This is a genomic window from Streptomyces sp. NPDC020996, from assembly GCF_040641355.1.
Lineage (GTDB): Bacteria > Actinomycetota > Actinomycetes > Streptomycetales > Streptomycetaceae > Streptomyces.
Genome location: NZ_JBFADM010000001.1, coordinates 273,492 through 297,092 on the forward strand (window position 1 = coordinate 273,492; position 23,601 = coordinate 297,092).

Here is a 23,601-nt window from a genome sequence, read left to right on the forward strand (position 1 = left end):
GCTTTCGAGCCGTGGCCGTTTTCCGTGCGCCCGGGCCGGACGCCGCCCACGCCCTTGAGGCAGTGGGGGAGGGGCGAGGCTGCTGATGACGCTGCTCCAGGTCGGCGGTGCGCTCGGCAGCCTGCTCTCCGGCGCCATCCGCGACCGGCTCGACGTCACCTGGTGCCCGCGTCCGCCGCCGGCGCCGCCCGGGAATCGGTGGTCGCCGCGCACATCGTCGCCGGCCGGACGCACTCGGCCGGCCTCACGGCCTCAGCGAACGACGCGTACGTCCACGGCATGGGCCTGGTACTGCCGGTGTGCGGCATCGCCGCGCTCGTCGCGTCGCTGCTGGCCGGCGCGCTGCTCCCCGGCACACGTGCCGCCGGAGCCGAGCCGCACGCCGACGGAACCGAGCCGCACGCCACCGGAGCCGAGCCGCACGCCGACGGAACCGAGCCGCCCGCCACCGGAGCCGAGCCGCAGGCCGACAGGGCCGAGCCGCACACCACCGGGGCCGAGCCGCAGGCCCCGGACAAGCCGTTCAGCCCGCCGATGCCCGACAATGAGGCCCATGACGGCCGCACCCTCCCCCCTCTCCCCCTCCGACCGCCCGCGGCTGAGCCTGCGCGAACGCAAGAAGATCAAGACCCGGGAGGCGATCCGCACCGCGACCTTCGAACTGATCGGGGAGCAGGGCTACGACGCCACGACGATCGACCAGATCGCCGAGCGGGCCGAGGTGTCGCCGTCGACCGTCCTCCGGTACTTCCCGGGCAAGGAGGACATCGTCCTCACGGACGAGTACGACCCGGTGATGCTGGAGGAGCTGCGCGCACGGCCCGCCGACGAGCCGTGGATCGATTCGGTGCGGCACAGCATGGACAAGGCGCTGGACCTGCTCGTGCAGGAGAGTCCCGAGGTGGTCCGGATGCGGGCGCAGCTCGGGGTCCGGGTCCCCGCCGTCCGCTCCCGGATCTTCGAGAGCATGTCGCAGACCGCGCGCCTGATGCGCGGGGCCATAGCCGAGCGCTTCGGCCTGGACCCGGACAGCCTCGAGGTCCGCGTCTACGCGATGTCCCTCATCGGCGGCCTCATGGAGGTCAACATGTACTGGGCGGAGCACGACTTCACGGGCGACCTCGGGGACCTCGTGCACCGCGCCCTGGACGTCCTGGAGCACGGCCTGCCCACCGAAAAGCCCTGAGACCGGACCCTTCTCCCATGACATCCTGACCGGGTGAACGGTCCCGAGATCCACGTCGAATTCGCCCCCGGCCTGGCCCTGTTCGTCCCGCACGGCCGCCGCGGCGCCGCCACCGCCCTGACCACCGACGGCGTCTCCTCCCTCGGCCACGTCGTGGAGTCGGCCGGCGTCCCGCTGACCGAGGTCGGGTCGCTGTGGGTGAACGGCCTTGAGGTGCCGCCCTCGTACGTCCCCGCGGCCGGCGACCGCGTCTCGGTCCGGCCCGTCGAGCGCCCCCAGCAGGTGCCCGGCGCGCCCCTGCGCTTCCTGCTCGACGTCCACCTCGGCACCCTCGCCCGCCGTCTGCGCCTGCTCGGCGTGGACACCGCCTACGAGTCGACCGACATCGGCGACCCCGCCCTCGCCGCCCGCTCGGCCGCCGAACAGCGGGTCATGCTCAGCCGCGACCGGGGCCTGCTGCGCCGCCGCGAACTGTGGGCCGGCGCGTACGTCTACAGCACCCGGCCCGAGGACCAGCTCCGGGACGTCCTGGACCGGTTCCGGCCCGAACTGCGGCCCTGGACCCGGTGCACCGCCTGCAACGGGCTGCTGCGGGAGGCCCGCAAGGACGAGGTGGCGCATCAGCTGGAGGGCGGCACGCAGCGGACGTACGACGTCTTCGCGCAGTGCCTGGACTGCGGGCGCGCGTACTGGCAGGGCGCGCACCACGACCAGCTGGTGGCCATCGTGGAGCGCGCCCTCGCCGAATTCGCGGGCTGACCCGAACCGGCCCGAACCGGCCCGGGGTCAGCCCGTAGGTCACCTCTTCTTCTTCACGTCGCCCTTTCCGCAGGCCGTCCCGTCCTTGTTCCGGTCCAGGCCGAGCGGGTCGTCGCGGCCGTTGAGCTTCAGCCGGCCGTAGTCGTTCTTCTTCAGCCAGTCGCACCGCGCGGCCGCCGACTTCCTCACCCCGGGCGGGAAGGCGGTCGGCACGCACACGTTGACCGAGCCGTAGTGCCGGTCGCAGCCCGCGACGAAGGCGCTGACCTTCTGCGAGGCGCGCTTCGTGCCGGGCCCGGCGACCTTGCCCGACAGCGAGTCGGCGAAGGAGTGGACGTGCGCGGAGGCGTCGGTCGCGCTCAGCGCCTGCGGGCCTTGCAGGTGCACCCACTTGGCCACCGACGGCACCCCGTTGGCGTCGACCGCGAAGAGCATGTACCAGCCGGGCGGGGCCAGGTTGGGGTTGCTCGTGACGTTCAGATCGACGTTGTTTCCGTCCACCGACAGCGGCAGGTCCACGAACCGCTGGTTGGGGTCGGAGGAGTGGGTGACGGCGGCCGGGCGGATCAACTCGGCCTTGGCGATGGGCCGGTCGACCGTGATCCGCTGGGTGTCGCCGTAGTTCCACTCGGTGTCGATCACCGAGGTGATGGCCGGCCGCGTGCCCTTGAGCAGGTAGGGCGGCGTGTAGATCGACACGTTGTGGTTCCAGGTGCCGTTGCCCGGGTTGTCGCCGGTGGCCATCACGCGGCCGTCGGGCAGCAGGAACGCGGACGAGTGGTAGCCGCGCGCCTGGGGGTCGGCGGTCACCGGGTCGAAGGTGTTGGTCGCAGGGTCGTAGATCGAGGACTCGTAGACCGGATCGGCGCGGTTGTGCAGCGCGCCGCCGGTCTCCAGCACCTTGCCGTCGGGCAGCAGCACGGCGGAGACGTACATCTTGCCCTGGCCGCCGGTCTCGGCGACCTTGCCTGCGCCCAGGTCGACCGTGCCCTGCGGGATCGGCGGGCCGGCGACGTAGGACGGGTCGGCCTGCTTGAGGTCGATGACGTCGGTGAGCCGGTTCGCGTCCGGGTTGGAGTCGATGTTGCCGCCGCCCAGGGTGAGCACCTTCTGGTCCTGCGCGGGCGGCAGCAGCACGCTCGCCGACTGGTCGCGCTGGTCCTTGTTCTGCAGGCCGGGGACCTGCGTGATGGTGTTGGCGGCGTAGTCGTAGATGGCGCTGCCGGTGCCCGGGATGTTGTTGCCGAAGACGTGGCTGCCCGAGTAGAACAGGCGGCCGTCCTGCATGAGGATCATCGACGGGTACAGGCCCCAGTACGACCAGGTCTGGTTGACCTGCCACAGCGGCAGCCACTTCTGCTGCGCGTCGGACCAGTACTCGGCGGTCACCGAGCCGGTCGAGTCCTCGCGCAGGCCGCCGAAGGAGATGACGTCGCCGTTGCCGAGCTCGGTCGCCGACGGGTACCAGTGGCCGTCGTTGAGGTCGTTGGTCTTGCTGTAGGTCTCGGTGACCGGGTCGAAGACGTACGAGTCCTTGAAGCCCTCGTAGCCGTGCGAGCCGTCCGCCGCCGGGAACGCCTTGTTGCCGCTCATCACCAGCACCCGGCCGTCCTGCAGCTGGACGTGCCCGGCGCAGAACATGTCCTTCGGCGTGGGGATGATCTTGTAGCTGCCGTCGGCCGGGTTGTAGACCGCCGACGTGAAGGTGCCCGCGGCGAAGTTCTCCTCGCTGTTGCCGGAGCCCGCGATCAGCAGCACCTTGCCGTTGTTGAGCACGACGGAGTGCATGGAGCGCACCGGGTTCTGCGTCGGCAGCACGTCCCAGCGGCCGTTGGCGCACTCGTCGGCGGTGGCGGTGCAGGTCGCCGGCGGGAGGGTGTCGGGGACCTGCTCCATGGTGTAGTCGTCGGTGGTCGCCGAGCCGGTGCCGTAGACGGACACGCCCCAGGTGATGCGGTCGGTGCCGGCCGGAACCTCGGGCGTGCGGACGGTGGCCTGGGTCCAGGCCGACTGCATCTCCAGCGTCTTGAGGTCGGTCCAGTACTGCCAGCCGGCGGTGGTGTCGTGCCGGAAGAGGGTGACGTTGGCGTCGGGCGTGGTCGTCTTGTACCAGAGCCCGAGGTCGTACTGCTTGCCCGCGGTCACCACCGGCGCGCACTCCGCCGACTCGGTGATCAGCGCCTTGCGGTCGCCGTCGGCCCGGCGGGTCAGCGACACCTTCATGGCCGCCGAGCCGCTGTGCGCGTCCGTCGTCGTCTCGAACGTGAAGTCGTTGTCGCCCCAGCCGGACTTCTCCCAGCAGTACGGCATCCCGTCGGTGCCGGCCGTCTCGAAGCCGGGGTTCTTGACCAGGTTGGCGGCCTGGGCGGACTGGGGCGAGGTGAGGAGGAGACCGGCGGTCAGGGCCCCCACCCCGACCAGTGCGGTCCTTCTTCGGCGCTTGTTCACACGGCTCTCCTTGCTGCGGTGCGGCTGCTGTCCTTCCCGGCACGCGGCTTCCTGCGCGGGAGGTAGACGAGCGCTTCGGTGCCCATGAAGCGCAGGACGAACGTCGTCACCAGCGCGAGCGCGGTGGCGGGCAGCGCGCCCAGCCCGAACCGGTGGACCAGCACCGCGATCAGCGGGATGCGCAGCACCAGGTCGGCGTTGGCGAGCAGCGCGAACCGGCCGACGCGGTCCCACCCGCTGCGGTGCCGGCGGCGGTCGCGGAACAGCAGGTGCTCGATGAGCAGGAAGTTCCAGGCGACGCCGAACTGGTTGGCGAGGATCTCCGCCGGCACGTAGTGCATCCCGGCCTGGGTCAGGGCCCACAGGCCGAGCAGGTTCGGCACGAAGCCGCTCGCGCCGATCAGGCCGAACGCCAGCATCCGGGCGAGAGGTGAGGCGGTGCGCAGGCCGATCAGGTGGCGCAGGAAGCGGAAACCCTCCCGCGCCGTCGACTTGGACTCACCGGCGAACCGGTCCTGGAAGACGAACGGCACCTCGGTGACCGCGCGCGGACGGCTGCGGACCGCCAGCTCCAGGAGGATCTTGTAGCCGAGGGGCTTGAGGGCGCCCGCGGCGATGTCGCCGCGCCGGACGGCGAAGAAGCCGCTCATCGGGTCGCTGATGCCGCGCAGCCTGCGCGGGAAGAGGGCCTTGGCCAGCCAGGTGGCGCCGCGCGAGACGGCCACCCGGTAGCCGCCGGCCAGCCCGGCCCGGCTGCCGCCCTTGAGGTAGCGGGAGGCGACCACCAGGCCGGCGTTCGCCCGTTCGCCGGTGGCCACCAGCTCCGGCACCAGGGACGGCGGGTGCTGGCAGTCGCCGTCCATGACGACGATCCAGTCCGACCCGGCCGCCTTCATGCCCTCGACGACCGCGCCGCCGAGCCCGCCGACCGGTTCCTCCCGGTGCAGGACGGTCACCGGGAACGGGCAGTCCTCGGCCGCCTCGCGGATGACCTGCGGGGTGTCGTCGGTGGAGTCGTCGACGAAGACCACCTCGCAGGGCAGCCGGGACGGCACCGACTCGGTGATCTGGTGCAGCAGCCGGCGGACGTTCGCCGACTCGTTGAACGTCGGTACGACGATGGTGACGGCGCCGGGTTCGGGGACCTCGACGGCCCGCGCGGCGGGGTCGTGCAGTTCTCCGGGGGCGGTGTACTCGGGGGTCATCGGACGCCTCCGGAGGTCGTCTGGATCTGCCGGATCTCGATGCGGTCGGGCCCGGTGCCGAAGGTGGCGACCGGCGTCGAGTGCTCGATGGCGGCCTTGACGTTGGGCAGGTCGACCGCGTCCCGCCGCACGGTCGGGGAGGCGACGACGTAGTCGAGGTCCCGCCAGCCGCGCGGCATCGTCTTCGTCACGGCCGGGTCGAGGTCGGCCTTGTAGAACCAGATGACGCCGAGCCCGGGCCGGTAGCCCTGGTGCACCAGGTCCAGCCAGAGGGCGTCGTCGACGAGGACGCGGGTGTCCTGCGGGTCCTCGACCTCGGTGGCCAGCCAGTGCGAGGCGGCCCGGTAGGAGGCGTTGGCGTCGGTGGTGACGGCGGTGCGGTCGCCGTCGTACCAGCGCGGCACGACGTAGGAGCCGGCGGCGACGGCGAGGACGGCGGCGAGCGCGTACCGGCCGCCGGTGACGTACCGGCTCTCGCCCGCCGAACGGCGTCTGCGCAGCACGGCGTGGGCGACGGAGGCGGCGCCTCCGGCGAGCACCAGGGCCAGGAAGGGCAGGGCCTGGATGACGTACATCGCGGGCAGGTAGCCGGTCGGACGCAGGGCGACCAGGGCCAGGACCGCCACCGCGAGCGACGGTCCGGCCAGCGCCCGGGCGGTGACCGACCACCGCCAGGTGACCAGGAGCAGCAGGGCTCCCGCGAGGCCGCCGACGATCAGCACGCGGTCGTAGTACAGCCACGAGTGCAGCACCCCGTACGAGCCGGAGCCGGGGTTCAGGATGAATCCCGAACCGGGCCTGGTCATCTGGTAGTTGAGGCCTTCGAGCAGCGAGACGTGCCCGTCGCCGGGGATCAGCTCGCCCTTGAGCAGGGCGAAGAGGGGGTAGGAGAGGCCGATCAGCGCGCAGGCGGTGACGGCGCCGGTGAGGGCGAACTTGCGGGTGTCGCGGTGGCTGTGCCGCCACATGGTCAGCAGCACGGCCGGCAGGACGAGGAGCATCGTCTCCTTGGTGAGGACGGCCGTGGCGGCCGCCAGTCCCGCGCCGAAGTGGTGCCACAGGTGGCGGCTCGGGGAGGCGGCGAGGGCGAACGCGAGCAACGTCCACATCACCGCGATGTTGTCGAGGAAGATCTCCCGCTGCAGGACCACCGACAGCGGCGAGAGCCCGAACAGCGCCATCGCGAGCCCGGCGGCCCAGCGCGGCAGCGACAGGCGGCGGGCGACGACGTAGACGAGGACGGCGCTGACCGCGCTGATCACCAGCATCGCGCCGCGCATGCCGGCCACGGTCATCGCGCCGGGGCTGACCAGCGACGGGATCCAGGTCAGCAGGGCGATCTGGATCCAGCCCAGCGGCGGGTGGTCGTACCAGTAGGTGTAGTGGGCGAGCCCCCGGCCCTGCTGGACCGCCCAGGCCTGGGCGAGGTAGGTGCCCTCGTCGTCGCTGAGGGCCGGGTAGGCGGCGATGTTCCAGCCCTGCACGACGAGGATCGCGACGAGGAGCGCGCCGCACAGCAGGAGGTCGGGCCGGGAGGAACGCAGCCGCCGCGGCGGGCTCGTCCGGCCGGCCGGACCGGTTTCCGGCGCAGGCTTCCGCTGCGCGGCGACCTGGACGGCGGTCACCGCGGGGAGGGTTGAGGTCACGCGGGGACGTCCTCTCGGAGGTCGCGGTTCACTTCGGCTTCGGCGAGATGCGCGCCGACATGGGTCGTCAGCTCCCAGTCGTTGCGGCCGCGTTGCTCGCGCCAGACGGCGCGGATCGCGGCCCCGGCGAGGAGGACCTGGTAGAACGGGCCGCCCACGATGAGCTTGAGGTAGTGGACGAAGCGGACCCGCAGCCCGTACTGCCTGCCGAAGTCATGCAGTCCGACGACCTCGAAGACGAATGTGACCGCCGCGGTGACCAGGGGCAGGAAGGTGAGGAACGCGATCCCGACGGGCACGTCGAGGAACAGCGCGACGGCCGCGTTGAGCGGGATGACGGCGCCGGAGAACGCCTGCAGGAACGGCGTCATGAGCGTGTACCGGGCGAGCAGCCGCTGCCCGAAGCCGGGGAGCTGCTTCCAGTCCTTCTTCCGGTACACCTGGAGGAAGCCCTGGTTCCAGCGGGTGCGCTGCTTCAGCAGCGACATCAGGGTGTCCGGGGTCTCCTCCCGGGTGACCATGTCGGAGTCGTAGGCGACGACGACCTTCTTGCCGACGCTGGACAGGCGCACGCCCAGGTCGCAGTCCTCGGCGAGGCAGTCGGGGTCCCAGCCGCCGGCTTCCCGGAGCACGCCGGTCCGCACGAAGACGGTGTTGCCGCCGAGCGGGATGAACCCCTTCTGGGCGTGCAGGTGCAGGCGGGAGCGGAACCAGAAGAAGTACTCCAGGCAGTTGCGCAGGCTGTACCAGCTGGAGTGGAAGTTGATCAGCTGGACGCCGCCCTGGACGACGTCCGCCCCGGTGGTGCGGAAGGCGTGGTCGACGTGCGCGAGCAGCTCCGGATGGACTTGGTCCTCGGCGTCGAAGACCCCGACGACGTCGCCGCGGCAGTGCGGCAGCGCCGTGTTCATGGCCTTCGGCTTGTTCTTCTTCTCGTGGGTGTCCACGACGACCCGCACGCGCGGGTCGCGCCCGGCCGCCCGCTCGGCGACGGCCGTGGTCTCCGGATCGTCGTGTCCGACGATCACGATGATCTCGAAGTCGGTGTGCGTGGACTCCAGCAGCCGCTGGATGGTGTGGTCCAGCACGGCCTGCTCGTGCCGCGCCGGGAGCAGCAGCGAGAAGGAGACGTGCTCGTCCCCGTCGGGTCTGCTGAACCGGGTGGAGGCGAGCACCTCGGGCGTGCGCCACGCGTGCATCTGCCACCACAGGGTGAACGCCGCCATCCAGAACAGGGCAAGCGAAACGGCAGCGATGAGTAAAGACGTAAGCAAGATCCCCCCAGACCCCTGAAGCCCCCTGGCGTGAAAAGGTGTTGCCCTTCTCGCGCCACTGTGCAGAGATTAGGGGGGAACCGTGAAGCGCGCAGGGCCTTTCAGTGAAGAGCGCGTTTCGTCACAACGGGTCCCAGAGTGAGCAATTCCAGCATCGGCTGCGTCGCGGTGCCGCGTTCTGGGCCGTTTCAGCTGTTCAGCGCGGTGCGCAGCCGCTCAGGGTCGGTCGTCGGGGCGTCGCAGGTGAAGTTGCGGCAGACGTAGGCGGCGGCCCCTCCGTCGATCAGCGGGCGCCCTTCGAGCAGCGGGAACTCGTCACCGTCCACCGCCCCGACCGCGACGACCGCCCCCGGGGCGGTGCCCAGGAGCGCCGTACGGTGCAGGGTCCGCGTCGCCTCGTCGTCCAGGGACGGACCGACGACCGCGACCTCGCGCGGCCCGTCCAGCCACGCCTCGGCGACGGCCAGCCCCCAGCCGATGAACCGGGGCACCCGCGGCCCCAGCGCCTTCACCACCCCCAACGCCCGCTCCGCGGCCGTCCGATGAGGCTCGGAACCGGTGTGCGCGGCATAGCCCAGCAGGGCGCCCGCGGCCGCGCTCCAGCCGGACGGCGTGGCGTTGTCGGTCGGGTCCTGCGGCCGGCGGATCAGCTTCTCCGCGTCGTCCGCGGTGTCGTACAGCGCGCCCGTGCCGGCGTCCACGAAGCGGGCGAGGACGTGGTCGAGCAGCAGCCCGGCGAATTCCAGCCACACGCCCTCGCCGGTGACGGACGCGAGCGCGAGGAAGCCCTCGGCGACGTCGGCGTAGTCCTCCAGAACCCCCGCGTTGGCGCCGGCCCGCCCGTCCTTGCTGGTGCGGGTGAGCCGACCATGCTCGTCCAGATGCAGCCGTACGAGGAGATCGGCGGCGCCGGCCGCGGCCTCGACCAGGTCCGGACGGTCGAAGCAGGCGCCGGTCTCGGCGAGCGCGGCGATGGCCAGACCGTTCCAGGCGGCGACGACCTTGTCGTCCCGGCCCGGGGCGGGCCGCCCGGAGCGCGCGGCGAACAGCCGGCCGCGGACCGACTCCACCCTCTCCGCGTCGAACACGCCCTCCTGCTGCGGCAGTCGCAGCACTGAACGGCCGTGCTCGAAGGTGCCCTCCTCGGTCACCCCGAAGTACCGGGCGGCGAGTTCGGCGTCGTCGTCGCCGAGCACCTCCCGCAACTGCGCCGGATCCCACACGTAGTACGCGCCCTCGACGTGCCGGCCGCTGCCGTCGTCGCTGTCCGCGTCCAGCGCGGAGGCGAACCCGCCCTCGGCGGTGCGCAGTTCGCGCACCATGAAGTCGGCCGTCTCCAGGGCGACCCGGCGGGCCGTCTCCGAGCCGGTGGCGCGCCACAGGTGGGTGTAGACCCGGCACAGCAGCGCGTTGTCGTACAGCATCTTCTCGAAGTGCGGGACCACCCAGTCGCGGTCCACGGCGTAGCGCGCGAAGCCGCCCCCGAGCTGGTCGTAGATCCCGCCGCGCGCCATCCGCTCGCAGGTGTCCTGGGCCATCTGCAGGGCGCCCTCGGCGCCGGTGCGGGCGTGGTGGCGCAGCAGGAACTCCAGCACCATGGACGGCGGGAACTTCGGCGCGCCGCCGAACCCGCCGCGCTGCGCGTCGTACTCCCGGGTCAGGCCGAGCAGCGCCTGGGCGATCTCCGCCTCGCCGGGCGCCTGCGTGCCGCCGAAGCCGATCTCCCGGCCGGCCAGGTCGCGCACGATCTTCCCGGCGACCTCCGCCACCTCCCCCGGCCGGTCCGCCCAGGCGGCCCGCACCCCCTCCAGCACCTGCCGGAACGACGGCGTGCCGTGGCGGGGCTCGGGCGGGAAGTAGGTGCCGAAGTAGAAGGGCTCGGCGTCCGGCGTGAGGAACACCGTCATGGGCCAGCCGCCCTGCCCGGTGGCGGCCTGCACGGCCTCCATGTAGACGGCGTCCACATCGGGCCGCTCCTCACGGTCCACCTTGACGCTGACGAAGTGCTCGTTCAGGAACTCGGCGGTGGCCTGGTCCTCGAACGACTCGTGAGCCATGACATGACACCAGTGGCAACTCGAATAGCCGACGCTGAGCAGCACCGGTCTGCTGGTCCTGCGGGCCTCCGCGAAGGCCTCCTCCGACCAGGGCCACCAGTCGACGGGGTTGTCGGCGTGCTGAAGCAGGTACGGGGACGTCTCATGGGCCAGTCGGTTCACCGTTCCACTCTCCCACGGGCTCGGGCGCCGCGTGGAAGCGTGCCCGGCGCGGCGCTCCCTCTCGCGAGCGCCCTCCGGCGAGCGCCTCCGGTGAGTTCCCTCCCGTGAGTTCCCTCCCGTGAACTCCCTCCCGTGAACTCCCTCCTGTGAGTGATCGCCGCCCTCTCGCGCTGTCACGCGGCCCGAAGGACACTCGTAGGCAAAGGAGTTGCCGCCGGAGGGGGACGTGGCATGCGGGAGAGTCATCGCGCGGAGGCCGAACGGCTGCTGGCCCGGGCCGTGGAGGAGGAGGTGCGGCGGTCGGGCGGGCGGGTCGACGGGGGCGTGCTGCTGTCGCGGGCGCGCGGGGCGCTGGACGCGATGGCGCAGACGGCCGCCGAGGAGTACGAGACGTACACCCGCGCGCTGGACGAGGCCGAGGCCGGCCGGCTCACCTTCGCGCAGAGATACGCCAGAGAGGCTTCGGGGACCCCGCTGCTGGTGGCCGCCGTCGCCGCGCTGGCCGCCTGTGCGGCCGACCTGGCCCTCGGCACCGGCACGGGGACGGCCCTGGGCGCGGGCGCCACCGTGGGCGTGGCGGGCGCGGCGGCGACGGTCGTGAAGGTGGCCGGTTCCCATCTGCCCGCCGCGCACCACCGCGCCGGCGCCGTGAGTCAGCCGGGCGGGCCGGAGCAGCTGCGGCTGCAGTGGCTGACCGCTCTGGAGGTGCGCGGCATCCGTCCCTTCCTCGACCAGCAGCGCGTACGCGCCGCCTCCACGGGCCCGAAGAAGGCGGGTCCGCAGCTGCGGGGCGCGGACAAGAGCGCGGCGGCCCGCGGCCGCAGCGTACTGGCCCAGTCCTTCGGCCAGCTCCCGGAGGCGGCCGGCCCGTTCGCCGGTCGCCGGCCGGAGACGGCGCGGATCCGGCAGTGGGTGCAGGCCTCGCGGGCGAGTGCCGAGACCCGGCCGACGGTCGTGGTGCTGCACGGCGAGCCCGGCAGCGGCCGTACGGCGCTCGCGGTGCGTGCCGCGCACGACCTGAAGGACTACTTCCGCGGCGCGTGCGTGGTGGACCTGCGCGGCGGCAGCCCCGAGGAGCCGCCGCTGCCGAGCCGCGACGCCCTGCTGCACCTGCTCAACCGGCTCGGCGCGCCCCGCGAGCAGTTGCTGTTCCGCGAGCGTTCCTCGCCCGACCAGCAGGTCAAGCGGCTGAGCGAGCTGTACCAGCAGCATCTGACGGGCGTGCCGGTCACGGTCGTCCTGGACGACGCCGCCGACCCCGGGCAGGTCGGCCTGCTCGTCCCCGAGCGCTCCGACAGCCTGGTCCTGGTCACCGCCCGGCACCCGCTCGACCTGCCCGCCGGTCTCCACGCCCAGGTGTACCAGCTGCCGGTGCGGGCGCTGGACGCGGCCGGCGCCGAGGAGCTGCTGGGCGCGGCGGCGCAGGACAGTTCGGGGCCGTACGACGCCGAGTCCGCCGAGCGGATCCGGGAGTTGTGCGGCGGGCTGCCGCTGGCGCTGCGCGTCGCGGGCTCGACGCTGGGCCCGCGCTCACCGCGCCGGCTCGCGGCGGACCTGGAGGCGTACGGTCCGGTCGCGCCGGTCGAGCGGGTGCTGTGGCTGAGTTACACCGACCAGTCCGAGCCGGCGCGCCGTCTGCTGCGCCGGCTCGCCCTGGCGGGCCGCGCCTCGCTGGGCGCGGCCGCGGCGGCCGCCCTGCTCGCGACGGACGAGGCGGAGGCGACCCGTCAGCTGACCGCGCTCTCCCGCGCGGGCCTGATCGACCACGTGCGCGGCAGCCGCTACCGCCTGCACGACCTGGTGCGCGCCTTCGCGCAGGCCCGCCTCATGGACGAGGAGGACCCGGCCGAGCGTACGGCGGCCCAGGAGCGCCTGATCGTGAACTACGCCGAGCTCGCGGACTCGGTGCTGCGTCTGGTCGACGGCAACATGTCGACCCGCTCCGACCGCTTCAGCCCGCACGGCTTCACGTCCCTGGACGAGGCGCTGCGCTGGCTGGACGACGAGTCGAGCTTCATCACGGCCACCCTGCGGCACACGGAGGGCGTGGACCAGGGGGCGGTGCTGAACCTGCTCGGGGCGCTGTGCGACTACTGCCTGCTGCGCGGCGACCTGTACCGCCTGGGCGAGATCAGCGAACTGGCGCAGGAGGTGGACCAGGGTCTGCTGGTCCGCTCGGTGCAGTGGCGCACCGGCATCGCGGCCCGCCAGCTGGGCGAGCTGGACAAGGCGCGCACGACGCTGGCGTCGGTGGTCGACCTGTACCGGGACGCCCACCACGACGCGGGTGCCGCCCGCGCCCTGTGCTCGCTCGGCATCACGTTCCACCACCAGGGCAACCTCACCGAGGCCGCGGCGAAGCTGCGCGAGGCGCTGGAGCTGCAGGCGCCGCCCGAGCTGGCGACGGACCGCGCGTGGACGATGCACGCGCTGGCGGCGGTCGAGCGCGACCGCGGCCGGCTGGCGGATGCGCTGGAGCTGCTCACCGAGTCCCTGGTCCTGCACGGCGCGGGCGAGTCCGTGCACGGCGAGGCGTGGGCGCACTTCCAGCTCGGCCAGCTCTCCCTGCGCCGGGGCGACGTGCCGCGCGCGGAGTCGGAGCTGCGCGCGGCCCTCGACCGGTACGGCCGCACCCGCGACGCCCGCGGCGAGGCCTGGGCGATGACCCAGCTGGCCCGCGCCCGGCTGGTGGCCGGCGACCCGTCCCCCGCGGTGGACGGGCTGCGCGGGGCGGCGGCCTGCCACCGGGAGAACGAGGACGCGCGCGGCGAGGCCTGGACGGTGTACTACCTGGGCCAGGCGCTGGAGGAGACGGGGAACCTGGACCTGGCCGTGCGCGAGCTGGAGCGCTCGCGCACGATGTTCTCGCGGATGCGGGACGTGTACGGGCTGGCCTGCGCCCGGCACCACTCGGCGCGGGTGACCCGTGACCTGCGCGCGGCGCAGACGGGGTCGTTGCGTAACTCGGGCTTCGCCCGTCAGCTCCTGGTGGACGCGCGGGCCGACTTCCAGCGCATCGGGGTGGCGCACGGTGAGGCGTGGACGTGTCTGGAGCTGGCGGTGGTGGACGCGGGCAACGCGCGGACGCAGCAGGCGCTGGGCCTGTGCGACGAGGCGGCCGGGCTGTTCGTCTCGTACGGCGACCGGCGCGGGGAGGACTGGGCCCGCTTCCTGCGCTGCACGCTGCTCCCGTACGCGGCCCCGGGCGGGGTGGAGGTCGGCACGGCGGTCGCTCAGGAAGAGCTCGCCGAGCTGTCCCGCACGGGCCACCGGCTGCGCGACGAGAAGCTCGACGAGTACGTCGACGCCTACCGGCTCCTGCTGGAGCGGGGCGTGAACCTGGACGCGGGCTGGCAGGCGTGGCGGCTGGGCATGGTGCCGAGCCGCCACGCTCGGGAGGTGATGGGGGTGGCGGTACCCCCCGCGCACTGACCGACGGCGGCCCCGAGGCCAGCGAACCAGCTAGCCGGTCCGAGACCGGGCCCCATGACCCCCGGTGGGCGGGTGGGCCAGGCCCGCCCGCGCCGGGGCGGGAGGCCGGACCGTTCCGACGCCGGGCCGTTCCGACGCCGGGCCGTTCCGACGCCGGGCCGTTCCGACGCCGGGCCCGTCGCCCCCGGGCCGGGGACCAGCGGGCCGGGGGGACCGGCAGGCCCGTCCGCCCCTGGCGTGGCGCGCTCCGGGCCCGTCCACCCGCGAGTCGGGCGGGCCGCCGGGCGCGTCCGCACCCGAGGCCGGTGAGCCGCCGAGCCCCTCCACTCACGGGCCGGGCGGGCCGCCGGGCCGGTCTGAAGCCAGGCCGGTCTGAAGCCGGGCTCGTCCACCCGCTGGCCGGGCGGGCCGCCGGGGCCTCAGCCCCGGGGCCGGTGTGGGCCGCCGGGCCCCTCCGTCCTCGTGGGGTGGGTGGGCCGGGCCCGCCCGCGCCGGAGCCGTCAGCTCCGGTGTGCCTTCCGGTCGGCGGCGGTGGTGGCGGTGCCCGCCTCGGCGTCCGGGTCGGCCGGCTCCTTGAACTTCACCTTGCCCATGTGGCGGTTCATGGACTTCATCAGGCCCCACACCGCCAGCGCCATCGCCGCGAAGACGATGAAGCCGAGGACGCCGGGGGTGACCTTGTTCTCGTCCACCTCCTTGGCGAGGGGAACGAGGTGCGTCATTGCCAGGCTCACGCTTGCGCTCATATCAGGCATTGTCGCGGATGCCCGCGAACAGGTCGTCCTCGGGGAGGGAGGTGTCGACGAGCGACTTCGCCAGCTCGTACTCCTCCGTCGGCCAGACCTCCTTCTGGAGCTCCATCGGCACCCGGAACCAGCCGCCGTCGGGGTCGATCTGTGTGGCGTGCGCGATCAGGGCCTTGTCGCGGATCTCGAAGAAGTCGGCGCACGGGATGTGCGTGGTCAGGACACGCTCCTTGCGCTCGAACTCCTTCCAGCGCTTGAGCCACTCCCCGTAGGGCGACTCCAGGCCGCGTTCGAGCATCGCGTTGTGCAGCGCCTCGGTGCGGGGGCGGTTGAAGCCCTGGTTGTAGTAGAGCTTCAGCGGCTGGTAGGCCTCGCCGTACTCCGCCTCCGGGTACTTCTCACGGTCCGCCGCGCCCTCGAACGCCACCATCGAGATCTTGTGGGTCATGATGTGGTCGGGGTGCGGATAGCCGCCGTTCTCGTCATAGGTGGTGACGACCTGGGGGCGGAAGGCGCGGATCTTCTTCACCAGCTCGCCGGCCGCCTTGTCGACGTCCTCCAGGGCGAAGCAGCCCTCCGGCAGCGGCGGCAGCGGGTCGCCCTCGGGCAGGCCGGAGTCGACGAAGCCGAGCCATTCCTGCCGCACGCCGAGGATCTCCCGGGCCTCGTCCATCTCCTTCCGGCGCACCTCGTGGATGTTCTCCTCGACGTACTTGTCGCCCTGGAGCTTCGGATTGAGGATGGAGCCGCGTTCCCCGCCCGTGCAGGTCACCACCAGCACGTCCACCCCCTCGGACACGTACTTCGCCATGGTGGCCGCGCCCTTGCTCGACTCGTCGTCGGGGTGGGCGTGGACGGCCATCAGTCGCAGTTGGTCAGTCAAGACTCAATCCTCGGTAAGTCGGCGCCCGGTGAGGCGCGGTCCAACGGTGCCGTCCCTGAGGTACGTCGTAGAGGGGCGGCGGTCGGGTGGCGTGCGGAGGCTTCTATAGTGACCGAATCGGGGGGCGGATAATTCCGGGGTACGGCTTCGGGAGCCCCTTTCGGGACATGAGTACCCGACCCTGCCGAGAGGACGATCATGAGTACGGCGAGCACGCGACTGCCGGAGGGCCGTTACGGCCGTTCCTCGGACGAGCGTGCCGACCGAAAGCTCAAGATCGCCGGTGTGGTGTTTGGTGCCCTGCTGCTCGCGCTGATCGGCTACTTCGCCTATCACTACGTCGGCCAGAACAAGATCAGCGCCGAGGTGATCACCTTCGACACCCGGCAGAACGCGGTGAAGGTGCACCTGGAGGTCCGCAAGGACGCCGACGCGAGCGGCTACTGCACCCTCAGGTCGCAGTCCGCGGACGGCGCCGAGGTGGGCCGGGCCGACTTCCGCTTCGACGGGCACGCCACGCGGATCGACAAGGTCGTCACGCTGCGTACGACGTCCCGGGGCGCGACGGCCGAGCTGCTGGGCTGTCACGCCGACTGAAACCACCCGGCCTCTCACCGAATAACGGCGGTCTGACCTGCACCGACGTGATTCTGGTGGCTTATGTCCTCCCCCTTCGGTCCGTGAATTGTTAGGCTCGTGGTTTCGCCCATCTGTGAAGGAACATTCTTCTGGGTAGGGCGATGCTTTGTCTTCCCAGTACCTACGAGGAGCACCTGTGACCCAGACCAGCGAGAACGTCACCTGGCTGACTCAGGAGGCGTACAACAAGCTCAAGGACGAGCTTGAGTACCTTACTGGTCCCGCGCGCACGGAGATCGCCGCCAAGATCGCAGCCGCGCGCGAAGAGGGCGACCTGCGTGAGAACGGCGGGTACCACGCGGCCAAGGAGGAGCAGGGCAAGCAGGAGCTCCGTGTGCGCCAGCTGACCCAGCTCCTGGAGAACGCCAAGGTCGGCGAGGCCCCGGCCTCGGCGGACGGCGCCGTCGCGCCGGGCATGGTCGTGACGATCGCCTTCGACGGCGACGAGGACGACACACTGACCTTCCTGCTCGCTTCCCGTGAGTACGCCAGCTCGGACATCGAGACCTACTCGCCGCAGTCCCCGCTGGGCTCCGGCGTGATCGGCCACAAGGTCGGCGAGGACGCGGAGTACGAGCTGCCCAACGGCAAGAAGGCCTCGGTGACGATCCTGAAGGCCGAGCCCTACAACGGCTGACCCGGCTCCACCTGTGCTGTGACGGCCCCCGGCGTCGCGCTGACCGCGCTGACGCCGGGGGCGTCTGTCATGCCGTGGCCGACCGGTACTTGCGCACCGCGAGCGTGCGGAAGACCAGGATGATCACGACCGACCAGATCAGCGAGGCCAGCGCGGGGTGCTGCATGGGCCACGCGTCGGGCGTCTTGAAGCCCGGCGGGAGGTTGCCGAACAGTTCACGGCACGCCTGCACGGTGGCGCTGAACGGGTTCCATTCCGCGATGTGCCGCAGGAAGGTCGGCATCTGGTTGGCGTCCACGAACGCGTTCGATATGAACGTCAGCGGGAACAGCCAGATCAGACCGCCCGAGGTCGCCGCTTCGGGAGTGCGCACGGACAGGCCGATCAGCGCGCCGATCCACGAGAACGCGTACCCGAGCAGCAGGAGCAGCCCGAAGCCGGCGAGCACCTTGCCGAAGTTCTCGTGGGTGCGCCAGCCGACGAGCAGGGCGACGACCGCCAGGACGACGAGGGTCAGCGCCGTCTGTACCGAGTCCGCGATGGTGCGGCCGGTGAGCACGGCACCCCGGGTCATGGGCAGGGAGCGGAAGCGGTCGATGAGGCCCTTGTGCATGTCGTCGGCGATGCCCGCACCGGCGCCCGCGGTGGCGAAGGTGACGGTCTGGGCGAAGATGCCGGCCATCAGGAACTCGCGGTAGGCCTGGGTGGAGGTGGACGAGCCGACCTGGATCGAGCCGCCGAACACGTAGGTGAACAGCACCACGAACATGATGGGCTGGACCAGGCCGAAGATGACCATCTCGGGAATCCGGCTCATGCGGATCAGATTCCGGCGGGTGATCACCAGGGAATCGCTCACGGCGCTCACTTGGCGGCCTCCTTCGTGGGTCGGCGGTCCTTGGCCGCGGCGTCGGCCGCCTCGCCGCTCCCCTCGTCCCTGGTCTCGGCCACGTGGCCGGTGAGGGAGAGGAAGACGTCGTCCAGGGTGGGGCGGCGCAGGCCGATGTCGTCTATCTCGATGCCGAGGACGTCCAGCTCGCGGATGACCTCGGCCAGCAGCTTGGCGCCGCCGACGACGGGCACGGTGAGCTTGCGGGTGTGCTCCTCGACGGTGACCTCGCCCTTGCCGAATCCGCCCAGGACCGTACGGGCGGAGGGGATGCGGTCGCGCTCGTGCACCACGACCTCGACGCGCTCACCGCCGGTGCGCGCCTTGAGCTGGTCGGAGGTACCGCGGGCGATGACACGGCCGTGGTCGACGACCGCTATGTCGTGCGCGAGCTGATCGGCCTCTTCCAGGTACTGGGTGGTCAGCAGCAGGGTCGTGCCGCCGGAGACGAGCTGCTTGATGACGTCCCACAGCAGCTGGCGGTTGCGCGGGTCCAGACCGGTCGTGGGCTCGTCCATGAACATCACGGGCGGTGAGACGACCAGGGCGGCCGCGAGGTCGAGCCGGCGGCGCATGCCTCCGGAGTAGGTCTTCGCGGGGCGGTCGGCGGCGTCCGTGAGGTCGAACTGGTCGAGCAGTTCGGTGGCCCTGGCCTTCGCGGCCCTGGCGTTCATCTGGTAGAGCCGGCCGACCATCTGGAGGTTCTCCCGGCCGGTCAGGTACTCGTCGACGGCGGCGAACTGGCCGGACAGGCCGATCGAGCGCCGCACCTCGTTCGGCTGCTTGAGCACGTCGAGGCCGGCGACGACCGCCCTGCCGCTGTCGGGGCGCAGCAGCGTGGTCAGGCAGCGGACGGTCGTCGTCTTGCCCGCGCCATTAGGTCCGAGCAGGCCCAGGACGGTGCCCTCGGGGACATCGAGGTCGACGCCGTCCAGTGCTCTTACGTCGCCGAAGGTCTTCTTCAGACCTTCGGCGTAGATGGCGCCTGGCATAACAGTCTCCACGTCGTCGGGGATTCTTCGGAAAGCGTAGGTTCGTGCTTCTTGCTCCGCCCGGCGGGCGGTGAGGGTGACGATGGCACGAGACACACCATAACGCGATGTATCGCGTCCCTCAACGCATTTACCCGAACGAGCGACGAAGAAGCCTCTGAGCTGGGCTTTCAGCCCGAGAAGCGGGTCACCCCCGGCCGCCGGCCGGGGAACACCACCCGGCGGCTCACTCGATGACGGTGTAGCCGGCCTCGCGCAGCGCCCTGCCGACCTCGGCGCAGTGCTCCGGCCCCTTCGTCTCCAGGTGCAGCTCGACCTCCGCCTCCGTGAGCCCGAGCCGTGGGTCGGTCCGGATATGGCTCACGTCGAGCACGTTAGCGTCCACCACTGACAACGCCCCGAGAAGCGTCGCGAGCGCGCCCGGCCGGTCCGTCAGGCGCAGCCGAACCGCCAGGTAGCGGCCCTGCGCGGCCATCCCGTGCCGCAGCACGCGCTGCATGAGCAGCGGGTCGACGTTGCCGCCGGACAGCACCGCCACGACCGGCGGCTCGAAGGTCCTCGGAGCGCTCAGCAGCGCCGCGACCGGGCTCGCCCCGGCCGGTTCGACGACCAGCTTGGCCCGCTCCAGGCACAGCAGCAGCGCGGTGGACAGCTCGTCCTCGCTGACCGTGCGGACCTCGTCCACCAGGTCGCGGACGATCCCGAACGGCACGTCGCCGGGCCGCCCGACCCTGATGCCGTCGGCCATGGTGACCGGGTTGTCCATCGACACCGGACGGCCGGACGCGAGCGAGGGCGGGTAGGCCGCCGCGCCCTCCGCCTGCACGCCCACGATCCGCACGTCCGGCCTGAGCGCCTTCACCGCGACCGCTATGCCGGCCACCAGGCCTCCCCCGCCGATGCCGACGACGATCGTGCGGACCTCCGGGCACTGCTCCAGGATCTCCAGGCCCACGGTGCCCTGCCCCGCGATGATGTCGGGGTGGTCGAAGGGGTGGATGAACACCGCACCCGTCTCGGCCGCGTACGCCTGCGCGGCCGCCAGCGTCTCGTCGACCACCTGCCCGTGCAGCCGCACCTCGGCGCCGTACTCCCGGGTCGCGCTGATCTTCGGCAGCGGGGCGCCCTTCGGCATGAACACCGTCGCGCGCACCCCGAGCAGCGACGACGCCAGGGCGACCCCCTGCGCGTGGTTGCCCGCGCTCGCGGCGACCACCCCGGCGGCCCGCTCCTCGGGCAGCAGCCCGGCGATGCGGACGTAGGCGCCCCGCAGCTTGAAGGACCCCGTCCGCTGGAGGTTCTCGCACTTGAGGTGGACCGGCCCGCCCACCAGCTGGGACAGGTGCCTGCTGCCTTCCATCGCCGTCACCCGCGCGACGCCCGAGAGCATCTTCTGGGCGCCGCGCACGTCGTCGAGGGTCACGGGACGATAGGAGTCAGCCGTGCTGTAGCTCATGACTCAAGCATCGCAGTTCACGGGCGGGCGGCACCGCAATGACCACGCTCCGAGACTGGTTTGCGCAGCGCCGGTACGGCCCACGCCCCGGCCGCGTACTCTGTCCCCCATTCCAGCACCCCCTTCATGAAGTGAGCCCCCGGCCATGCCCACAACACCTGAAATGTCGATGGACATGACGACCGCCGGTGACACCGGTCTCCTCGAAACGCTGCAGCACGAGGTGGCGGTCTTCGCCCGCCGCGCCGAACAGACCCGGCTCGGCGGAGTCGGGCAGGTGCGCAACTCCATGGACCGCGCCGCCTACCTGCTGCTCAACCGTCTCGACAAGGAAGGCCCGATGGGCGTCAAGGCTCTCGCCGCGAGCATGGGCATCGACTCCTCGACGGTCACCCGGCAGGTGGCACCGCTCGTCGACACCGGGCTCGTCAAGCGGACTTCGCACCCGGACGACGGGCGGGCCGTGGTCCTCCAGCTGTCCCCGCGCGGACAGTCCCGGCTGGCGGAAGTCCGCTCCTCCCGGCGGCAGTTGATGGCCGAGCTGACGCAGGACTGGGCGCCGGAGGAACGCGAGACGTTCTGCGCGCTCCTCACCCGCTTCAACGGCGCGCTGTCCGCCCGGATGGCGACGCAGGGGGTGTCCGGCCCGGAGGCCCCGCCGGAGTCGTAGACCGGCCGGAAGTGCCCCCTGCGCCTCCGGCCCGGCCGCCACGCACGCGTGTCGCGGCCGTACGCCGACGCGCGGCGGAATTCGCAGGTGCGCGGGGGCGTACGGCGCCGCCGAGGCGGGTGGCGCGGCGGAGTCCCGCTGCTCGGCCCGCGTACCCGTGTGCCCTTTACTCTTGACCGAAAGGCCACGCCTGGCCTCATATGAGACCGGGCCCCCGTCGCACGCGGTTCCGCCGGGCCATGGCGGCCGGGCCCGGGTCCCTCAGGGCGTTCGGGCGGGAGGAGCGGTGCGACGACGGCATGCGTCCCGGGGCGAGCGCCGAGAGCGGGAGTTCGAGGCGTTCGTCGCGGGTGCGGCAGGGCGCCTGCTGCACGCCGCCACGCTGCTCACCGCGGAGGCGCCGGACGACAACCCACGCGCGCGGCGGCTGCTGACCCATGCCCTCGCGCACACGTACGCGTGCTGGGAACGGCTGCGCGGCGAGGACCCGTACGACCGCGCCCGCCAGTACCTGGCCACCCGCTTCGCCCGCGCCGCCTGGCACCAGTACGGGGCGCTGGGCCGGGGTCGCCCGGCCCCGGGCAGCGCGCTGGCCCTGCTCGCACCGCAGGAGCGTCTGATCATCGTCCTCAGGCTGTACGAGGGGGTCGGCGAGGAACAGACGGCGGCACTGCTCGGCCTGCCGGCGGAACGCGTGCGGACCATCTGCGACCGGGCGACGGCGACCCTGCTGCATCCGCCGCGCAGGCCGGCCGCCCCGGCGGTGCGGGGCGGCGCGAAGGCGGTGCCGTCATGAGGGACGCCGACAGGGGGTGGCGGGAATGAACCGGGCCCAGCGGGAGGCCGCCGCACGGCAGATCATGGAGCGGGTGCCGCCGCCCGTCCCGGCGGACCTGCACGCGGAGGTCGTGCGCCGCGGCTCGCGCCTGCTGCGCCGCAAGGCCGCCGCCCGCCGTCTGCTGTACCTGCTGCTGCTCGCCGCGAGCGTGGCGTTCCTGGTGTGGGCGCTGACCGCGCGCCCGTGGGTGGAGCCGCCCTCGCAGACGACCCCACCGCTCACCGACTGGTGATCCCCGCGCCCGCCGGGCCCTGCCGGCCCGTGCCGGGCCGGGCGTGGCCTAGTCGAGGACCTAGGCGAGCGCCTGCTGCAGGTCCTCCAGGAGGTCGTCGACGTTCTCGATGCCGACGGACAGGCGCACCAGATCGGCGGGCACCTCGAGGGCCGAGCCGGCCGCGGACGCGTGCGTCATCCGCCCCGGGTGCTCGATCAGGGACTCGACGCCGCCGAGGGACTCCCCGAGCGTGAACACCTTGGCCCGGTTGCACACCTCGACGGCCGCCTCCTCGCCGCCCTCGACCTGGAAGGACACCATGCCGCCGAACGCCCGCATCTGCTTGGCGGCGACCTCGTGTCCGGGGTGGTCGGGCAGCCCCGGGTACAGCACGCGCGTCACGCGCGCGTGACGGCTGAGCATGTCGGCGACCTTGGCGGCGTTCTCGCTGTGCCGGTCCATGCGCACCGCCAGCGTCTTGGTGCCGCGCAGCACCAGCCAGGAGTCGAACGGCCCGGCGACCGCGCCCATCGCGTTCTGGTGGAACGCCAGTTCCTCGCCCAGCTCGGGGTCGCTGACGATCAGGGCACCGCCGACGACATCGGAGTGGCCGCCCATGTACTTGGTCAGGGAGTGCACGACGACGTCCGCGCCGTGCGCCAACGGCTGCTGGAGGTACGGCGTGGCGAAGGTGTTGTCGACGACCAGCCTGGCACCCGCGTCCCGGGCGACCTGGGCGACGGCGGCGATGTCGGTGACGCCGAGCAGCGGGTTGGAGGGGGTCTCCACCCACACCGCCTTGGTCTTCGGGGTGATGGCGGCCCGGACGGCGGACGGGTCGGAGGTGTCGGCGACCGACCACTCCACGCCCCACCGGGAGACGACCTTGGCGAACAGCCGGAACGTGCCGCCGTACGCGTCGTTGGGGATGACCACGTGGTCGCCGGGGCTGAGCAGCGTACGCAGCAGGCAGTCCTCGGCCGCCAGCCCGGACGCGAACGCGAGACCGCGGCGGCCGCCCTCGAGGGCCGCGAGGTTCTCTTCCAGGGCGGTCCTGGTCGGGTTGGCGCTGCGGCTGTACTCGTAGCCGCCGCGCAGGCCGCCGACGCCGTCCTGCTTGTAGGTCGAGACCTGGTAGATCGGCGGGACGACCGCGCCGGTGAGGGGATCGGCGGTGTTGCCCGCATGGATCGCGAGGGTCTCGAAGTGCTGACTGATGTGCCTGTCGCTCATGCGCACCGAGACTAGTGCGCTCGCGGCCCGGACGACGGATGGCGGCCGGTGCGCTCGCGGCCCGGACGACGGATGGCGCCCGGTGCGCTCGCGGCCCGGGCGACGGAGGGCGGCCGGTGCGCTCGCGGCCCGGGCGGAGGTCGGCGGCCGGTGCGCTGGCGGGCGGGACGGCGGCCGGCGAGGAACGGGCGGCGGCGCGACGGCCCGTCACCCGAACCCGGCGCGGAGGTTTTCC

20 protein-coding genes and 1 pseudogene are annotated in these 23,601 nt (G+C 72.3%); 9 read left to right on the forward strand and 12 right to left on the reverse strand.

Annotated elements, in window-relative coordinates:
* Positions 1 to 58 precede the first annotated feature (58 nt).
* A pseudogene (locus tag AB0G63_RS01125) lies at positions 59 to 357 on the forward strand (MFS transporter); the annotation flags it as partial.
* Here AB0G63_RS01125 and AB0G63_RS01130 read toward each other — a convergent pair.
* Positions 253 to 555 (reverse strand): hypothetical protein, encoded by a 303-nt coding sequence (locus AB0G63_RS01130; protein ID WP_360742206.1) that lies wholly within the window; start codon positions 553 to 555, stop codon positions 253 to 255. The pseudogene AB0G63_RS01125 and the gene AB0G63_RS01130 overlap by 105 nt on opposite strands.
* Between AB0G63_RS01130 and AB0G63_RS01135 the strand changes: the two genes are divergently transcribed.
* Complete coding sequence (locus tag AB0G63_RS01135) at positions 545 to 1,186, forward strand: TetR family transcriptional regulator (RefSeq protein WP_360742209.1); 642 nt, start codon at positions 545 to 547, stop codon at positions 1,184 to 1,186. The two genes, AB0G63_RS01130 and AB0G63_RS01135, sit on opposite strands and share 11 nt — an antisense overlap.
* Before the next feature lie 33 nt (positions 1,187 to 1,219).
* Positions 1,220 to 1,945, forward strand: a complete 726-nt coding sequence (locus tag AB0G63_RS01140; RefSeq protein ID WP_360742212.1) for a Mut7-C RNAse domain-containing protein — start codon at positions 1,220 to 1,222, stop codon at positions 1,943 to 1,945.
* Positions 1,946 to 1,984: 39 nt separating this feature from the next.
* On the opposite strand, the gene AB0G63_RS01145 is transcribed toward AB0G63_RS01140, so the two are convergent.
* The 5 genes from AB0G63_RS01145 to AB0G63_RS01165 form a co-directional block, all read right to left on the reverse strand.
* Positions 1,985 to 4,393 (reverse strand): galactose oxidase early set domain-containing protein, encoded by a 2,409-nt coding sequence (locus tag AB0G63_RS01145; RefSeq protein ID WP_360742215.1) that lies wholly within the window; start codon positions 4,391 to 4,393, stop codon positions 1,985 to 1,987.
* Complete coding sequence (locus AB0G63_RS01150; RefSeq protein WP_360742218.1) at positions 4,390 to 5,598, reverse strand: glycosyltransferase family 2 protein; 1,209 nt, start codon at positions 5,596 to 5,598, stop codon at positions 4,390 to 4,392. Before AB0G63_RS01150 ends, AB0G63_RS01145 begins: the two co-directional genes overlap by 4 nt.
* Positions 5,595 to 7,244, reverse strand: a complete 1,650-nt coding sequence (locus AB0G63_RS01155) for a phospholipid carrier-dependent glycosyltransferase (RefSeq protein ID WP_360742221.1) — start codon at positions 7,242 to 7,244, stop codon at positions 5,595 to 5,597. The genes AB0G63_RS01150 and AB0G63_RS01155 overlap by 4 nt, the downstream gene beginning before the upstream one ends.
* Complete coding sequence (locus AB0G63_RS01160) at positions 7,241 to 8,518, reverse strand: glycosyltransferase (RefSeq protein WP_360742224.1); 1,278 nt, start codon at positions 8,516 to 8,518, stop codon at positions 7,241 to 7,243. The genes AB0G63_RS01155 and AB0G63_RS01160 overlap by 4 nt, the downstream gene beginning before the upstream one ends.
* 188 nt (positions 8,519 to 8,706) lie before the next feature.
* Positions 8,707 to 10,737, reverse strand: coding sequence for a thioredoxin domain-containing protein (locus tag AB0G63_RS01165; RefSeq protein ID WP_360742227.1), 2,031 nt, complete (start codon positions 10,735 to 10,737; stop codon positions 8,707 to 8,709).
* A gap of 231 nt (positions 10,738 to 10,968) precedes the next feature.
* Here AB0G63_RS01165 and AB0G63_RS01170 point away from each other — a divergent pair, with 231 nt between their 5' ends.
* Positions 10,969 to 14,169 (forward strand): tetratricopeptide repeat protein, encoded by a 3,201-nt coding sequence (locus AB0G63_RS01170; RefSeq protein ID WP_360742230.1) that lies wholly within the window; start codon positions 10,969 to 10,971, stop codon positions 14,167 to 14,169.
* Positions 14,170 to 14,669: 500 nt separating this feature from the next.
* Here the strand turns inward: AB0G63_RS01170 and AB0G63_RS01175 are convergent, their stop codons facing one another.
* Both AB0G63_RS01175 and mca read right to left on the reverse strand, forming a co-directional pair.
* The gene (locus AB0G63_RS01175) at positions 14,670 to 14,924 is read right to left on the reverse strand and encodes a hypothetical protein (protein ID WP_360742233.1); all 255 of its coding nucleotides are present in this window, start codon (positions 14,922 to 14,924) and stop codon (positions 14,670 to 14,672) included.
* Complete coding sequence (gene mca, locus AB0G63_RS01180) at positions 14,917 to 15,777, reverse strand: mycothiol conjugate amidase Mca (protein WP_360742383.1); 861 nt, start codon at positions 15,775 to 15,777, stop codon at positions 14,917 to 14,919. Before mca ends, AB0G63_RS01175 begins: the two co-directional genes overlap by 8 nt.
* Before the next feature lie 219 nt (positions 15,778 to 15,996).
* Here mca and AB0G63_RS01185 point away from each other — a divergent pair, with 219 nt between their 5' ends.
* Positions 15,997 to 16,395: a DUF4307 domain-containing protein gene (locus AB0G63_RS01185; protein WP_360742236.1), complete on the forward strand. Its 399-nt coding sequence runs from the start codon at positions 15,997 to 15,999 to the stop codon at positions 16,393 to 16,395.
* Between the two features lie 178 nt (positions 16,396 to 16,573).
* Positions 16,574 to 17,074, forward strand: coding sequence for a transcription elongation factor GreA (greA, locus tag AB0G63_RS01190; protein ID WP_324787360.1), 501 nt, complete (start codon positions 16,574 to 16,576; stop codon positions 17,072 to 17,074).
* A 67-nt stretch (positions 17,075 to 17,141) separates the two neighbouring features.
* Here the strand turns inward: greA and AB0G63_RS01195 are convergent, their stop codons facing one another.
* The 3 genes from AB0G63_RS01195 to ilvA form a co-directional block, all read right to left on the reverse strand.
* Positions 17,142 to 17,942: an ABC transporter permease gene (locus tag AB0G63_RS01195; RefSeq protein ID WP_324787359.1), complete on the reverse strand. Its 801-nt coding sequence runs from the start codon at positions 17,940 to 17,942 to the stop codon at positions 17,142 to 17,144.
* On the reverse strand, positions 17,939 to 18,955 hold the full coding sequence (locus AB0G63_RS01200; RefSeq protein ID WP_360742240.1) for an ATP-binding cassette domain-containing protein: 1,017 nt from the start codon (positions 18,953 to 18,955) through the stop codon (positions 17,939 to 17,941). The genes AB0G63_RS01195 and AB0G63_RS01200 overlap by 4 nt, the downstream gene beginning before the upstream one ends.
* Before the next feature lie 226 nt (positions 18,956 to 19,181).
* The gene (gene ilvA, locus AB0G63_RS01205) at positions 19,182 to 20,411 is read right to left on the reverse strand and encodes a threonine ammonia-lyase (protein WP_360742243.1); all 1,230 of its coding nucleotides are present in this window, start codon (positions 20,409 to 20,411) and stop codon (positions 19,182 to 19,184) included.
* Between the two features lie 163 nt (positions 20,412 to 20,574).
* Here ilvA and AB0G63_RS01210 point away from each other — a divergent pair, with 163 nt between their 5' ends.
* The 3 genes from AB0G63_RS01210 (at position 20,575) to AB0G63_RS01220 (ending at position 22,151) form a co-directional block, all read left to right on the forward strand.
* Positions 20,575 to 21,081: a MarR family transcriptional regulator gene (locus AB0G63_RS01210; protein ID WP_360742246.1), complete on the forward strand. Its 507-nt coding sequence runs from the start codon at positions 20,575 to 20,577 to the stop codon at positions 21,079 to 21,081.
* 286 nt (positions 21,082 to 21,367) lie between these two features.
* The gene (locus AB0G63_RS01215; protein ID WP_360742249.1) at positions 21,368 to 21,877 is read left to right on the forward strand and encodes a sigma factor-like helix-turn-helix DNA-binding protein; all 510 of its coding nucleotides are present in this window, start codon (positions 21,368 to 21,370) and stop codon (positions 21,875 to 21,877) included.
* 25 nt (positions 21,878 to 21,902) lie between these two features.
* Positions 21,903 to 22,151: a hypothetical protein gene (locus AB0G63_RS01220; RefSeq protein ID WP_360742252.1), complete on the forward strand. Its 249-nt coding sequence runs from the start codon at positions 21,903 to 21,905 to the stop codon at positions 22,149 to 22,151.
* A 60-nt stretch (positions 22,152 to 22,211) separates the two neighbouring features.
* Here the strand turns inward: AB0G63_RS01220 and AB0G63_RS01225 are convergent, their stop codons facing one another.
* Positions 22,212 to 23,366 carry a cystathionine gamma-synthase gene (locus tag AB0G63_RS01225; RefSeq protein WP_360742255.1) on the reverse strand — a complete coding sequence of 385 codons (1,155 nt, stop codon included), beginning with the start codon at positions 23,364 to 23,366 and terminating at the stop codon, positions 22,212 to 22,214.
* Positions 23,367 to 23,601: the final 235 nt, after the last annotated feature.

What these genes read in the sequence shown, in the direction of transcription:
- AB0G63_RS01135 (WP_360742209.1), top strand. Translation starts at nt 545, where the DNA reads ATGAGGCCCATGACGGCCGCACCCTCCCCCCTCTCCCCCTCCGACCGC.
- AB0G63_RS01130 (WP_360742206.1), bottom strand. Translation starts at nt 555, where the DNA reads ATGGGCCTCATTGTCGGGCATCGGCGGGCTGAACGGCTTGTCCGGGGC.
- AB0G63_RS01150 (WP_360742218.1), bottom strand. Translation starts at nt 5,598, where the DNA reads ATGACCCCCGAGTACACCGCCCCCGGAGAACTGCACGACCCCGCCGCG.
- AB0G63_RS01170 (WP_360742230.1), top strand. Translation starts at nt 10,969, where the DNA reads ATGCGGGAGAGTCATCGCGCGGAGGCCGAACGGCTGCTGGCCCGGGCC.
- AB0G63_RS01175 (WP_360742233.1), bottom strand. Translation starts at nt 14,924, where the DNA reads ATGCCTGATATGAGCGCAAGCGTGAGCCTGGCAATGACGCACCTCGTT.
- mca (WP_360742383.1), bottom strand. Translation starts at nt 15,777, where the DNA reads ATGGCCGTCCACGCCCACCCCGACGACGAGTCGAGCAAGGGCGCGGCC.
- AB0G63_RS01185 (WP_360742236.1), top strand. Translation starts at nt 15,997, where the DNA reads ATGAGTACGGCGAGCACGCGACTGCCGGAGGGCCGTTACGGCCGTTCC.
- AB0G63_RS01200 (WP_360742240.1), bottom strand. Translation starts at nt 18,955, where the DNA reads ATGCCAGGCGCCATCTACGCCGAAGGTCTGAAGAAGACCTTCGGCGAC.
- ilvA (WP_360742243.1), bottom strand. Translation starts at nt 20,411, where the DNA reads ATGAGCTACAGCACGGCTGACTCCTATCGTCCCGTGACCCTCGACGAC.
- AB0G63_RS01210 (WP_360742246.1), top strand. Translation starts at nt 20,575, where the DNA reads ATGTCGATGGACATGACGACCGCCGGTGACACCGGTCTCCTCGAAACG.
- AB0G63_RS01220 (WP_360742252.1), top strand. Translation starts at nt 21,903, where the DNA reads ATGAACCGGGCCCAGCGGGAGGCCGCCGCACGGCAGATCATGGAGCGG.
- AB0G63_RS01225 (WP_360742255.1), bottom strand. Translation starts at nt 23,366, where the DNA reads ATGAGCGACAGGCACATCAGTCAGCACTTCGAGACCCTCGCGATCCAT.